11 protein-coding genes and 1 tRNA gene are annotated in these 13,180 nt (G+C 40.9%); 6 read left to right on the forward strand and 6 right to left on the reverse strand.

What is annotated here, in order from left to right:
- Positions 1 to 420: transposase (locus I6F53_RS17280; protein ID WP_197240498.1), on the forward strand; the 420-nt coding region annotated here is incomplete at its 5' end.
- Between the two features lie 415 nt (positions 421 to 835).
- Positions 836 to 3,364 (forward strand): AAA family ATPase, encoded by a 2,529-nt coding sequence (locus tag I6F53_RS17285; protein ID WP_231616628.1) that lies wholly within the window; start codon positions 836 to 838, stop codon positions 3,362 to 3,364.
- A gap of 228 nt (positions 3,365 to 3,592) precedes the next feature.
- On the opposite strand, the gene cysQ is transcribed toward I6F53_RS17285, so the two are convergent.
- Genes cysQ through cysG form a run of 6 tightly spaced genes read right to left on the reverse strand, consistent with a single transcriptional unit; the run spans position 3,593 to position 10,555 of the window.
- Positions 3,593 to 4,363, reverse strand: coding sequence for a 3'(2'),5'-bisphosphate nucleotidase CysQ (cysQ, locus tag I6F53_RS17290; RefSeq protein ID WP_197240500.1), 771 nt, complete (start codon positions 4,361 to 4,363; stop codon positions 3,593 to 3,595).
- A gap of 9 nt (positions 4,364 to 4,372) precedes the next feature.
- A complete protein-coding gene (gene cysC, locus I6F53_RS17295) occupies positions 4,373 to 4,966 on the reverse strand; it encodes an adenylyl-sulfate kinase (RefSeq protein ID WP_007378439.1) in 594 nt (197 codons plus the stop codon).
- Between the two features lie 32 nt (positions 4,967 to 4,998).
- A complete protein-coding gene (locus I6F53_RS17300; RefSeq protein ID WP_197240501.1) occupies positions 4,999 to 6,723 on the reverse strand; it encodes an SLC13 family permease in 1,725 nt (574 codons plus the stop codon).
- 31 nt (positions 6,724 to 6,754) lie between these two features.
- Positions 6,755 to 8,179 (reverse strand): sulfate adenylyltransferase subunit CysN, encoded by a 1,425-nt coding sequence (gene cysN, locus I6F53_RS17305; RefSeq protein WP_197160768.1) that lies wholly within the window; start codon positions 8,177 to 8,179, stop codon positions 6,755 to 6,757.
- The gene (gene cysD, locus I6F53_RS17310; protein WP_138586364.1) at positions 8,179 to 9,078 is read right to left on the reverse strand and encodes a sulfate adenylyltransferase subunit CysD; all 900 of its coding nucleotides are present in this window, start codon (positions 9,076 to 9,078) and stop codon (positions 8,179 to 8,181) included. The genes cysN and cysD overlap by 1 nt, the downstream gene beginning before the upstream one ends.
- Positions 9,079 to 9,127: 49 nt before the next feature.
- Entirely contained in the window at positions 9,128 to 10,555 is a 1,428-nt protein-coding gene (cysG, locus tag I6F53_RS17315) for a siroheme synthase CysG (RefSeq protein ID WP_197141209.1), read from the reverse strand.
- A gap of 287 nt (positions 10,556 to 10,842) precedes the next feature.
- On the opposite strand from cysG, the gene deoC reads away from it, so the two are divergent.
- The 4 genes from deoC (at position 10,843) to nusG (ending at position 13,155) form a co-directional block, all read left to right on the forward strand.
- Positions 10,843 to 11,586 (forward strand): deoxyribose-phosphate aldolase, encoded by a 744-nt coding sequence (deoC, locus tag I6F53_RS17320; protein WP_197240502.1) that lies wholly within the window; start codon positions 10,843 to 10,845, stop codon positions 11,584 to 11,586.
- A 414-nt stretch (positions 11,587 to 12,000) separates the two neighbouring features.
- A tRNA-Trp gene (locus I6F53_RS17325) sits at positions 12,001 to 12,077 on the forward strand.
- Between the two features lie 132 nt (positions 12,078 to 12,209).
- A complete protein-coding gene (gene secE, locus I6F53_RS17330) occupies positions 12,210 to 12,587 on the forward strand; it encodes a preprotein translocase subunit SecE (RefSeq protein ID WP_002958877.1) in 378 nt (125 codons plus the stop codon).
- 4 nt (positions 12,588 to 12,591) lie between these two features.
- Positions 12,592 to 13,155: a transcription termination/antitermination protein NusG gene (nusG, locus tag I6F53_RS17335; RefSeq protein WP_166420077.1), complete on the forward strand. Its 564-nt coding sequence runs from the start codon at positions 12,592 to 12,594 to the stop codon at positions 13,153 to 13,155.
- The last annotated feature ends 25 nt before the right edge of the window (positions 13,156 to 13,180 follow it).

Here is a 13,180-nt window from a genome sequence, read left to right on the forward strand (position 1 = left end):
ATTGATAACCACATAGATAATGAACCTGATTTAAAAAGAAACAGGAAACTACTAGAGTCTATCCCTGGTATTGGGCCCGTATTATCGAGAGAGCTGACGTATTTATTCGCCGCTAAAAAATTTAATAAAGCCAAAGAAGCAGCGGCTTATTGTGGATTAATCCCACGGCATAATGAATCGGGTAAATTAAAAGGGCGAACATCAATCAGTAAACTTGGACCAGCCAGAATTCGATGCAAACTTTATATGGCGGCCATTGTTGCAGGGCAATGGAATAAAACAATAAAACGACACAAGTTAACGTTAATAAATAATGGTAAAACACCGATGCAAGCTGTGTGTGCAAATATGCGAAAGCTAATTCATATATGTTTTGGTGTAATAAAAAACCAAGAAGCGTTTAAGCTCCAAGAAAGTTAAATACGACCTTGAAGCTTAAAATGAGAGATGGTATCTACAAGATAAACGCAAATTTAAACTTTGGCGGTAGACGCCGAGGCAAGCTCACTAACTTCGATGTGATAAATGATAGCTAATCATTTATCAATGAGAGATACAAGGTTGGGTAGAGCGAAGCGAAACCCAACATGTCATAGCGTCATGCGATTAATGAAGCCAAGAGGCGGTTTTATTTATTAAACTTGCTTATTCAATAATGTTCAATTGATATACACTGGCAAGGTAACGTATTGATAAGGATATTAAGTTGTCACAAGTTAAAACTCTCCGCATTACAGCCACTCGTTGGCTTTCTCTTTTATTGTGCGCAATTACCGCCGCCACAATTACTGTATTTTTAAGCAAAGTCGGTCTTGTGCAAAAGGCATATTCGAGTTTGGGCACTATTTTAAATGCCAATCCGGTTTTGCATTACAGCAGCGCATTTTTAGCGGGTATTGGCATCAAGGTCCTGCTTGATAAGTTTTATATATCGCACCCCAAGCGCAGTATTGGGTTTAACTGGCGATATCCGCCAGTGACAATAGCTGTATTAGCGTCATTACTTCTGACTGCTTTTTACATGCTAAGCACAGCACCAAAATTTGATGAAGCTGTGTTATACGCACAAAGTTTTATGAGCTTAAAATACCTAGCACTTACGTTTATTGGCATGCTCATAACTGTCATTTATCAGACAAAGCTCTATACCCAAAAGCCAATTTTTACGGCTGTATTGGTTGGTCTTAGTTTAATTTACATAGTTTTTGCTATCAGCCTGGGCGATATAGCGCCTGCCTATAATGTCTTTATGTACCTAGCTGCTAGTTATTTTATATTGGCGGCTTACTTGTTATTTGATGAGTATAGGCAAAGTAAACAGCTAAGCATCACTACTGAAAATGAAGATGTAACCATTCAGGTAAATCCAGAGCTGAATAGCTTAGAAGATTTTCGAAAATGGTTTAAAGACGATTCAACTATTAAAAGCACAGAGGAATTAGAACCCGATTTACAGGTTTACGCCACGCGCATTACCGAGCGGCTACAAAATGGCGGTGGTAAAGATGAAAAGGATTTAGCGCAGCACATAGCTTTATGTGGACCTTATGGTTGCGGTAAAAGTAGCATTGTTGCAGCAATAGCAAACGAGCTTAAAAAGCCTAAACAGGTAAAGTTGGAGTCATCTGATAAGGAAAAGCTAAGAGTAAAACAACAAAACAAGATTAATTGGATCCACAGTGATATTTCAACATGGGGCGCTGCAAGCGGCAGTGTTGCCCATGTTGTACTGAGCAATATTATTGATGATATAAGCCAGTATATTGATATGTGCGCATTTCGTACGCTGCCTAAACATTATACCGAAGCGTTAAAATCGGGGGGTGGCATATTTCAATTTGCTTCAACACTACTCGCAGGCCCAATTGATATTGAGCAAAGCTTTCAAAAGCTTAATGACGTTCTTGACACAACAAACCATAAATTACTTATTACCTTACAAGACGTTGATCGCGGAACTGGCGATGAAAACGAAAAGCGCTTAAATGATATAGCTGCGCTGTTGGATAGGTTAAAAGATCGAGATTTGAGTCACATCAATTTTATCGTCGCGATGGGCAATGAGAAACCCTTGTATATTGAAGTGATTTCAAAGGCTACTGATTATAGAGAAGATATTGCAAAAAGTGATTTTACAGACCTATTAGTTAATTATATTTATGCGAACTTAACTAGGAGCAAAGTGCTCTCTGTTATCCCTTATTCATGGGGAAGTTTGGATGATGTTAAGAATGTCCCAACCAAAAGGATTGGTTTTTATTTACCTGAAAGAACAGAGCTAAATAAACTAATTTCGAGCTTCCGTATTTTAAAAAAAGTGCTTCGTCGAGCCGATGAGATTTGGTGGGATAACAACTTAAAAGGCGAGGTCAATTTTATATCTTTGCTTATGATGTTAGCGCTCAGAGAAGTTGAGCCTAACTTATTTTCTAAATATATTAACTTTATAAACTCTGCAAAACTTAAAAGTGAACAGACAGATATTGAAAGGTTTATAGAAAAAGATACTCCTAAAGAGGTGAAAAATTACCTAAGCGTAATGCTAGGTATAAAAATTAAGACTGTTTCAATACGTGATAGTAACCCTCTAAAAGAAAGAGATATTTGGCTTTTAAACCCTAATAATGAATATTTACAAACAGTTGGTTGCTCCAATGAAATGTCATTTTATGTTCAGCGTATTCTGCGTCAAAGTATTTTTAGTTCAGAATTTAAAGATCAAGATGTTATCCGAGATATATTAAATTTGAAGAAACTTTCACTTTTACTATTTGTAGAAAAGTGGCTAAGTTTTGACGAATCTAAACAAGAGAAGTATTCGCAATTTATTTTTCTTAAGTTCAACGAAGATCAAACATTAGCTTATCAAGAGCTAGGCAGTGATAACTTACCCAATGAGCTGTCATCTACAACATGTAGACATGTAATAAAGTTTGTACATTACATAGCTAAAAATTTAACCATTAAAAATATATATGAAATTTTTAATGGATTATTATATGTACAAGATGCTAGGGAGCATTCAAATGCACTTATCAATTACCTTGGTTTTAATGAAAAATATATACCGATCGAAATTGAGCCTCTTATTTATAAATTGAACTTAGATAAAAATAAAGGCAGATATTTATTACTTTGTTTGAAGCAAAGCTACAAGTTATACCATGCAGAAAAAAGATTAAAGGATGTTAGTGAAAGTGAAAAGTTCCATTGCTTAGGGAGAATGTTGGATAATTCAGAATATCTTAGGCAGCCCGTATTGAACTCTGACTCAAAATTAGACAATACACCTAAAATACCTAATGTTACAAGCTTATATACAATCTCTTATAAAACAAGCGTTGGAGTTGTTGAGGTCAAATAATCAATTAGAATTATTTGTTCGGCGTGAAGTGACTCGATAGTGAGATTATTTTTCAAATAGAATGCAGAGCAGGATTTTTAGTGGCTAAAGCTATCTTCTACGAGTGAAGATTCTACCGCTTAAAACTCATGACTTAAACATGTTGGGTTTCGTTACACTCAACCCAACCTAGGGTGTTTAAATAGTCATTGAGCTGCTAGTAGCTTAAAGCCCGCAGCTCGTTGCACTTTACTCTTCAATAGCTGAGACAATAAAATACGGATTCAAATACTCATCTTTGGTGTTGTAAATTAGCGGGCTACCATCAAGTTTAGTTACTTTAGCGCCGGCTATTGCGGCAATGGCATGGCCTGCTCCGGTATCCCATTCGCAGGTTGGACCTAAGCGCGGGTAAATATCGGCGCTGCCCTCAGCGACTAAACACAGCTTAAGTGAGCTACCTTTAGACACCATTTCAACCTCGTCAAAGCGTTTTACAAACTCGGCTAAATCGGGTGATGGGTGCGAGCGGCTGCCTACAACTCGAATTAACCCTTTGTTAGGTTTAGTCGTTACTTTAAGCTCAATTCGCTCATCGCCTTTATCTTTAAATGCGCCAATGGCCTCTGCGGCAAGGTACGATACGCCAAGGGCAGGTGCATCTACTACGGCTAAAATAGGAGTGCCGTTTTTAATTAGGGCGATGTTTACGGTAAATTCACCGTTCTTTTTAATAAATTCTTTAGTACCGTCGATTGGGTCAACTAACCAGTAGCTTTTCCACGTTTGGCGTACATCCCAGCTTATGTCGGCGTTTTCTTCACTGAGTATTGGAATGTCGGGTGTGAGCTGTTGAAGCCCTGCCACAATCAGTTTATGAGCTGCTAAATCGGCGTCGGTTACGGGGCTTTCATCGGCTTTGTACTCAACGTTAAAGTCCTTTTCGTAAATTCCCATTATCGCTTGGCCTGCTTTGCGGGCAAGGATGAGGGTTTCTTCTAGCAGTTCGGTTTGATTCATGGGGTTAACCTATATTATGTGCTTTTGTTTTAGATACGTTATCAGTTGTGTAACCGATTGGTCTAGGGTGTTTTTACTTGTATCTAAAATTATTTCTGGATTGTTTGGCACTTCGTAGCTTGAATCGATACCGGTGAAGTGTTTTATCTCCCCAGCGCGGGCTTTTTTGTATAAGCCTTTTGGATCGCGGCTTTCGCACACATCAAGTGGAGTATCGATAAATACTTCAATAAATTCGCCTTCGTCTACTAGGCTGCGCACCATGTCGCGCTCTGCTCTAAAAGGCGATATAAACGCAGTAAGTACTAACAAGCCAGCGTCGGTCATTAGTTTAGCGGTTTCGCCTACGCGGCGTATGTTTTCAATGCGGTCTTCGTCGCTAAAGCCTAGGTCTTTACATAAACCGTGGCGTACGTTGTCGCCATCGAGTAGGTAAGTGTGCGTACCTTGCTGATTAAGCGCCGCTTCTAGTGCGTTTGCTACGGTGCTTTTGCCAGAGCCCGAAAAGCCGGTAAACCATAAAATAGCGGGCTTATGTTTTTTTTGCTCACTACGCTGTGCTTTTGTAGTTGCGTAGTTATGCCAAACTATATTTTCATCCATAGTGAATGTCTCTTATGCTGTAAGCGCAGGTATTAAAATGGAAATACCAGCGGGATCAAGGTTAATACCGTGATTGAATAAATAATAGAAAGGGGTAAGCCCATCACTATGTAATCTTTTAAGCGATAGTTACCCGCGCTATAAACCATTAGATTAGTTTGATACCCAAATGGCGATATAAAGCTGGCTGATGCGCCAAAGGCAACCGCCGTAATAAACGGTAGCGGGTCTACATTAAAACCAACCGCGAGCGAGTAAGCAACAGGGAACGACAAGGCAGCTGCTGCGTTATTAGTAATAAGCTCGGTAAATAATACGGTCATTAAAAATATGGCAATAAATGCGCCGTAAGGGCCAAAGTCGCCAAGTACCATAAATAGGGCGCTGGATATTTGCCCGGCAAGTCCGGTGCCTATCATTAACTTGGCAAGGCCAATGGCACTACCTACGACTACGAGTAACTCGATAGGAAAACGGCGTTTTACTTCGTTAAGTTTTATGGTGCCACTGAGCATTAAGCCAATCAGTAATACTAATAAGCCTTTAACCAGCGGCACTATGCCAACAATGCTTAAACCCAGTACTGCGGCAAAGCTTAGTAGCACAATGTTTGATTGTTTAGGTGCAAGGTGGGCTTGTAAGTCAAACCCTGAAATATACACAAATTCGCGCTTTAAATTAGGCAAGGTGTAAAAGTTTTTACCTGGGGCAAGTATAAGCGAGTCGCCAGCTTGTAATTGCACTTGCCCAAGGCCGCCTTGTAAGCGGTCGTGCCCACGGCGAATGGCAATAACAGCAGCATGAAATTGCTCTCTAAAGCGGGCTTCTTTTACGGTTTTGCCAATAAATTTTGAAGATTGACTTACGACTACTTCTACTAAGTGTTCTATGTCTTTTTGATGATTTTCGTGTACTACTTTTAGGCCGTCGAAACGGGTAAGTAATGGCACCGATTTTATGTCACCTACAAAAAGCAGCACGTCATCTTTTTGAATAATTTGCTGCGGGGTGACTGCGCAAATGCGGCTGCCATCGCGAATAATTTCAGCAAGGAATAAGTCTTTTAAATCACGCAGGCCGTTTTCTTCAACGGTTTGGCCTATTAACTTTGAGTTTGCTTGTACTTTGCCTTCTAGGTAAAAAGGCACGACTTCTTGGTCGCTTTTACCGTTGTCGGGTAAGTATTTAAGCATCACTAAAATGGTAATTAGGCCTACGCTTAACGCGCCTAAACCCACTAAGGTAAAGTCAAAAAAGCCCAGCGGTTCCATGCCCGCATCAACTGCAAAGCCATTGACGATTAAGTTGGTTGATGTACCAATAAGCGTAATAGTGCCGCCTAAAATAGCAGTGTACGACAGCGGTAATAATAGCTTTGAAGGGGAGTGATTAGGGTTGTCTTTTATCGCGGTAATAAGCGATGCAACAACGGCGGTATTGTTAGTAAACGACGATAAAAAGGCGGTTGATAACCCCAATTTTGTTACCGATTTTACTAAACTACCTTTAGATAGCGATTGCGCTAACTTTTGAATTAGAGTGGTTTTTTCTATTGCGGTCGACACTAACACCAATAGCACTAAGGTGATAAGCGACGGGTTAGCATAATTAATTAACATGCTTTCAAGATCGATTAGCCCTGCTAAGTAGCTGGTGCCAATGGCGCTTACAAATAACCATGCTGGATTAATACGGGTGCCAAAAAGGCACCCGACTAAGGTAAGCATAATGCCTGTTAAAACGAGCTGTTCTACCATGCTTTTAAATTCCTAACAGGCTAAAGTTAACTTATAACTTAGAAATATCAAGCGCTTGCCAATGCGGAAAGTGCTTGCGTACTAAGCTGTTAAATTCAACTTCAAATTCGCTAAAGTTACTTTGCTGTGCTTGGCTTTGCAGTACTTGTTCAATCATGCCCGCAGCAACCGTTAGGTTTGATAAGCGATCGATTAGTATAAACGAGCCTGTTTCGTGATTGCTGTGGTACTCGTCTGCCAAAATAGTTTCGGTTAGTTCAAGTGTTACAATCGCAATTTCGTTTAACTGCAGTGAGTCGCTAGTGCCGTGCTCAAGCGTGTTCACATCAATTGTGTAATCAATTTTTGTAACAATAGCTGAAGTGTTTTTGCTGCCTAGCTTTAGGTTATAGCTTTTACCTAATACTAATGGCGACTCATGCATCCACACAATTTTAGCTTGCAGCTGGTTAGTAACAACGGCCGTTGAATTTGCAGGTACTATTACGTCGCCTCGGCTAATATCAATTTCGTTATTTAGGGTAACGGTAATTGCTTGGCCTGCTTCAGCACTATCTAAATTGCCATCAAAGGTAACAATTTCTTTAATGCTTGATGTTTTACCCGACGGTAATACTTTTATTGCATCGCCTACGTGTATCTTGCCTGATGTAAGTGTGCCCTGAAAACCACGGAAGTTTAAGTTAGGACGCACTACGTATTGCACGGGTAGGCGCGCTTCAAAGCCTGTATCTGTTTCGGCTGCTGGCGAATCTTCTAGTAATTCAAGTAGCGGCTTGTCGGTGTAATACGGTGTATGTGCAGAGCGCGTTACTACGTTGTCGCCTTTAAGCGCCGACATAGGTACAAACTTAATGTTTGATACGTTAAGTTGCTCAGCAAATTTAAGGTAATCGGCCTTAATTTTTTCATACACGGTTTCGTCAAAATCAACGATATCCATCTTATTAACGGCAACAACAAACTGCTTAATGCCAAGCGAGTCACAAATAAAGCTGTGGCGCTTAGTTTGTACTTGCACGCCGTAACGCGCATCAACCAAAATAATGGCTACATCACTTGTTGATGCACCCGTTACCATGTTGCGCGTGTATTGCTCGTGCCCTGGTGTGTCGGCAATAATAAATTTACGCTTAGCCGTTGAAAAATAACGGTACGCTACGTCAATGGTAATACCTTGCTCGCGCTCAGCTTGTAGGCCATCAACTAATAATGCAAGGTCAAGATCTTCTCCTGCATTACCTACTTTTTCGTTATCTTTATGAAGTGCAGCTAGCTGATCTTCATAAATTTGGTGGCTGTCGTGCAGTAGGCGGCCAATCAATGTTGATTTACCGTCATCTACGCTGCCACACGTAAGCATACGCAATAAGCTTTTGTCTTGTTGGCGTGCTAGGTAGGCGTCTATGCCTATTTCTTTTACTTCGTTGTATGTATCGTTATTTTGGCTAGACATTAAAAATACCCCTCACGTTTTTTCTTCTCCATTGAGCCGGCTGAATCATGGTCAATAACGCGACCTTCACGTTCAGATGACGTAGACAGCAGCATTTCTTCAATAATTTCAGTTAGGTTACTTGCTGTTGATTCAACTGCACCGGTAAGTGGGTAACAGCCTAATGTACGAAAACGTACCGACTTCATTTGCGGTACTTCACCTTCGTTAAGTGGCATACGCTCATCGTCAACCATAATTAGGGTGCCGTCACGGTCAACAACAGGGCGCTCTTTTGCTAAGTAAAGCGGAACCATATCGATGTTTTCTTGGTAAATGTATTGCCAAATATCCAGCTCAGTCCAGTTAGACAGCGGGAAAACACGAATGCTTTCGCCCGGATTAACTTGGCTGTTATAAGTGTTCCAAAGCTCAGGACGCTGGTTTTTAGGATCCCAACGGTGGTGTTTATCGCGGAACGAGTAAACACGCTCTTTTGCGCGTGACTTTTCTTCGTCGCGGCGTGCGCCACCAAATGCTGCATCAAAACCATATTTGTTAAGTGCTTGCTTTAAGCCTTGGGTTTTCATTATGTCGGTATGTTTACCCGAGCCATGCGTAAACGGGCCTACACCCATTTCAATGCCTTCTGGATTTTTGTGTACCAGTAGGTCAAAACCGTATTCTTTAGCTATACGGTCGCGAAACTCAATCATTTCACGAAACTTCCAATTGGTGTCTACGTGTAATAACGGAAACGGAATTTTTGCAGGGTAAAATGCTTTGCGTGCTAAGTGCAAAAGTACCGACGAATCTTTACCAATAGAGTAAAGCATTACTGGGTTCTCAAACTCAGCGGCGACTTCGCGCATGATTTTGATACTTTCAGCTTCAAGTTGCTGAAGGTGAGTTAAAGCCATTGTTAGTCGTCCTACTAAAATGATTAAAAGTTACAAATTTAAAATTCGGTTATGTATTTGATACATCTGTTAGCGGCTGTGCAAAGCTGCTTGTTTGTTCGTTTTTCCCAAACCACGCTAGTTGCGAGTGCAGGGCGGCTACTTCACCAATAATAAGTAGCGCAGGCGATATAATGCTGTTGCGCTGGATTAAGTCGGCAAGTTCGCCTAGTTGGCCTGTTACTACACGCTGATTTTTGCGTGTACCGTTTTCGATAATAGCGACAGGGGTGTTGGCTTTACGGCCATGTTTTAAAAGCTCGCTTTGTATGTGCGGCGATTTAATTACGCCCATGTAAATAGCAAGCGTTTGATTTGGTTTAGCCAGCGATTGCCAATCAAGTTCTTGACCGTCTTTTTTACAGTGGCCAGTTACAAATTGAATGGCTTGTGCATGGTCACGATGTGTAAGCGGAATACCCGCATACGCACTACAACCTGCAGCGGCGGTAATACCCGGTACAATTTGATAATTTACGTTGTTAGCAGCCAGTACTTGTACTTCTTCGCCACCACGACCATAAATAAATGGGTCGCCACCTTTAATTCGGCATACTTTTTTGCCTTGCTTAGCAAGGTCGACCAACATTTGGTTGGTGTCGTCTTGAACAACACTATGATCGCCTAAACGTTTGCCTACACAAATAAGGTCAGCATCGCGGCGTACTAGTTCCATAATTTCGTCAGACACTAAAAAGTCATAAACGACTACATCGGCTTGTTGCATAAGTTGCAGTGCTTTAAGTGTTAAAAGCTCAGGATCGCCTGGGCCTGCACCTACTACATACACTTCGCCTTCGGGCTCAGCTTTAGCATCTAGCATTTGCTCTAGTTGCTGCTCAGCACCTTGGGTATCGCCCGTTTGTACTTTACTCACGACAGATGAGTCGAACACGCCTTCCCAAAATTGGCGGCGGTCAGAAAAATGTTTAAAGCGTTTTTTTACTTTGTCTCTAAAGCCACCTACAAGCGTTGCAAGTGGGCCTATGTGATGCGGAATAAGGGTTTCGAGCTTTTCGCGTAAGCGCCGTGCAAGCACTGGCGCTGTACCAGCGCTTGATATAGCAATCGTGATTGGGTCGCGATCAACAATAGATGGAAATATAAACGTACATTTAGGTTGGTCATCAACTACGTTTACAAACACATTACGAGCATTGGCAAGTTCAAATACGTTGTTGTTTACTTCATCGCGGTCGGTTGCTGCAATAACAAGCATTTTGCCATCGAGATGCGACTCATCAAAATAAGCATCAATAAGCGTTACTTCATTATTATGTGCATGCTCTTTGAGTTCGTCGCAAAACCAAGGTGCTACCAAAGTTACACTGGCACGCGCTTTTAAAAACGCGCGACATTTGCGTAATGCGACCTCTCCACCGCCAACAACCAATACTGGTTTGTTGTCGAGTTTGGTAAAGATAGGTAAATACTGCACGGTAATAAGACCCCTAAACAAATTCAAATATAAGAAAACGCTTTATTCTGATAAGCAGAATATAGCGGCTATCAATAAGTAAAAAATAATTAAAACCAAGTTGATATAACCAAAAGTTATAATAGGTGGGCTTTTTAGGCCTAAGAGTTAGTTAACAAGGGATTGCGACGAGTTACAAGTGAAATAACCAGCTTATAGTGTTTGGTTATGAGCTATAGCGAGTTTGGTTTAATTTGTTAATATGGAAGCATATTCTATTTTGTACTCAAGCAAGTAACGGAGCTCTAATGACACAACACCAAAAAGATGCCGCATTAGCAGTCGCACTGATGGACTTAACAAGCTTAAACACCAGCGATACCACCAAAAGCATTCAAGCGCTTGTTGATAGTATAAACCCGACGCTGGGCACGCCTGCCGCAGTATGTGTTTATAGTGACTTTGTTGATGATGCTAAAATAGCACTCGCAGCACGTGAGCTTAACCACGTAAAAGTTGCAACGGTCACTAATTTTCCAACGGGTGATGCACCACTGAGTGATGTAATTAACGAAACACTTATTGCAATAGAGCGCGGCGCTGATGAGATTGATTTGGTTATTCCTTATAAAAAGTTAATCGTGGGCGATGTTCAAACAGTACTTAGCTATGTAAGCGAAAGTAAAAAAGCGTGTGGGTCGCACGCTCAATTAAAAGTAATAATAGAAAGCGGCGAGCTAAAAACTGAAGCGCTAATAACGCAGGCTACTCAATTGGCAATTGAAGGTGGTGCCGATTTTGTAAAAACCAGTACGGGTAAAGTGGCCATTAATGCAACCCTTGAATCAACAAAAGTTATGCTAACAGCCATTAAAAACTCGGATAAACGTGTGGGCTTTAAAGCTGCCGGTGGTGTTAAAACTGTTGCCGATGCCAGTGATTATTTAGCGCTAGCATGCACGATAATGGGTGACGGCTACTTGCATGCAAATACATTTAGATTTGGGGCTTCAAGCTTGTTGAATGATGTTTATAAAAACTTAGAAAAATAATCTATATGTTAGGGCGTGTTGATCTTTGGCGGTTGAATTTGCAGCAGTATGTTTGGTTTTTAGGCAAGGCAGAGCCTATGAAGTGTGATAATTCCCCATAAATAGGCGATAACGTAGCATAAATACCAAACATGCGCTGCCCATCGGGTTCTTTCTAGGGACGATTAACTCTTTGTTGCTCGGTTTTTACTTAGCCCACTAGGTTACAAACCTCGCGCCGCGATTTAATAGCCCCTAGATTAAACAAATTTCAATCCACAAAGGTCAACACGCCCTAGGATTGTACGTTTATATAAGCGATTAAATTATTAGCAGTTTAAACAATAATGTAATTAATTAATTAGATTTTCCAATGTGGGTATCTTTTAGGCTTGTGTAAATGCTTTGCGTAAGTATAATAGGCATCCACTTTGCAGGGGCGTAGTTCCAATTGGTAGAACAGCGGTCTCCAAAACCGATGGTTGGGAGTTCGAATCTCTCCGCCCCTGCCAGTTTTACTTGTTAGTTGAGTAGTCTGAGATTAAAAACCGGTTTAAATTAAGTCTGTTTTTAAGTTTAGATTTTAATGGATTAACCCTGCCGTAGTGTAGGGTTGTTGTGTCTGTAGTTAAGGTAATAATATTATGAGCACGAATGTAGAAACACCATCAAGTGCGATGGAGTCAGTAAAGTGGTTAGTAGCAATCGCGCTACTTGCAGGCGCAGTTGTTGGTAATCATATGTATGCAGATCAATCTGTATTACTACGTGCTATCGGCGTTGTTGTTGCAATAGCGGCTGGATTAGCAATTGCCTCGCAAACATTTAAGGGACGTAACTTTCTTGCTTTCGCTAAAGAAGCTCGAATTGAAGTACGCAAAGTTATTTGGCCAACGCGCCAAGAAACTACCCACACGACATTAATTGTAATGGTTGCAACAGTGATTATGGCACTTATCCTTTGGGGATTAGATGGCATTTTATTCCGCGCTGTAGGCTTTTTAACTGGATTGGAGATCTGATCCCATGTCGGATGAGAACGAGAACAAAGAAATTAAGTTACGTTGGTATGTAGTACAAGCCTTTTCTGGTTACGAAAAGCGTGTAGCTCAAACGTTAACTGAACACATTAAAATCGAAGGTCTTGAATCGAGCTTTGGTGAAATATTAGTACCAACTGAAGAAGTTGTTGAGATGCGCGCTGGTCAAAAGCGTAAATCTGAGCGTAAATTCTTCCCAGGTTATGTACTAGTACAAATGGATATGAATGACGCAAGCTGGCACTTAGTGAACAGCACTGAACGCGTAATGGGCTTTATTGGTGGTACGTCTGATCGTCCTGCTCCAATTAGTCCTAAAGAAGCAGAACGTATTCTTAATCGCCTACAAGAAAATGCTGAAGCACCTAAACCTGCTACATTATTTGAACCAGGTGAAGTTGTACGCGTTACTGATGGACCATTTGCAGATTTCAGTGGTGTAGTTGAAGAAGTTGACTACGAAAAAAGCCGCGTAAAAGTATCTGTACTTATTTTTGGTCGTTCTACGCCAGTTGAGCTTGAATTCGGTCAAGTTGAGCAAGATAGGTAATTGATTAAAAAAGCTTCGCTGATTT

The organism is Pseudoalteromonas sp. SWN29 (assembly GCF_015864465.1).
Classification (GTDB): Bacteria; Pseudomonadota; Gammaproteobacteria; order Enterobacterales; family Alteromonadaceae; genus Pseudoalteromonas.

Excerpts from the sequence above, each read along its gene's own strand:
- I6F53_RS17300 (WP_197240501.1), bottom strand. The coding sequence starts at position 6,723 with ATGGTAGAACAGCTCGTTTTAACAGGCATTATGCTTACCTTAGTCGGG.
- deoC (WP_197240502.1), top strand. The coding sequence starts at position 10,843 with ATGACACAACACCAAAAAGATGCCGCATTAGCAGTCGCACTGATGGAC.
- cysQ (WP_197240500.1), bottom strand. The coding sequence starts at position 4,363 with ATGAATCAAACCGAACTGCTAGAAGAAACCCTCATCCTTGCCCGCAAA.
- cysC (WP_007378439.1), bottom strand. The coding sequence starts at position 4,966 with ATGGATGAAAATATAGTTTGGCATAACTACGCAACTACAAAAGCACAG.
- secE (WP_002958877.1), top strand. The coding sequence starts at position 12,210 with ATGAGCACGAATGTAGAAACACCATCAAGTGCGATGGAGTCAGTAAAG.
- cysD (WP_138586364.1), bottom strand. The coding sequence starts at position 9,078 with ATGGCTTTAACTCACCTTCAGCAACTTGAAGCTGAAAGTATCAAAATC.
- nusG (WP_166420077.1), top strand. The coding sequence starts at position 12,592 with ATGTCGGATGAGAACGAGAACAAAGAAATTAAGTTACGTTGGTATGTA.
- cysN (WP_197160768.1), bottom strand. The coding sequence starts at position 8,179 with ATGTCTAGCCAAAATAACGATACATACAACGAAGTAAAAGAAATAGGC.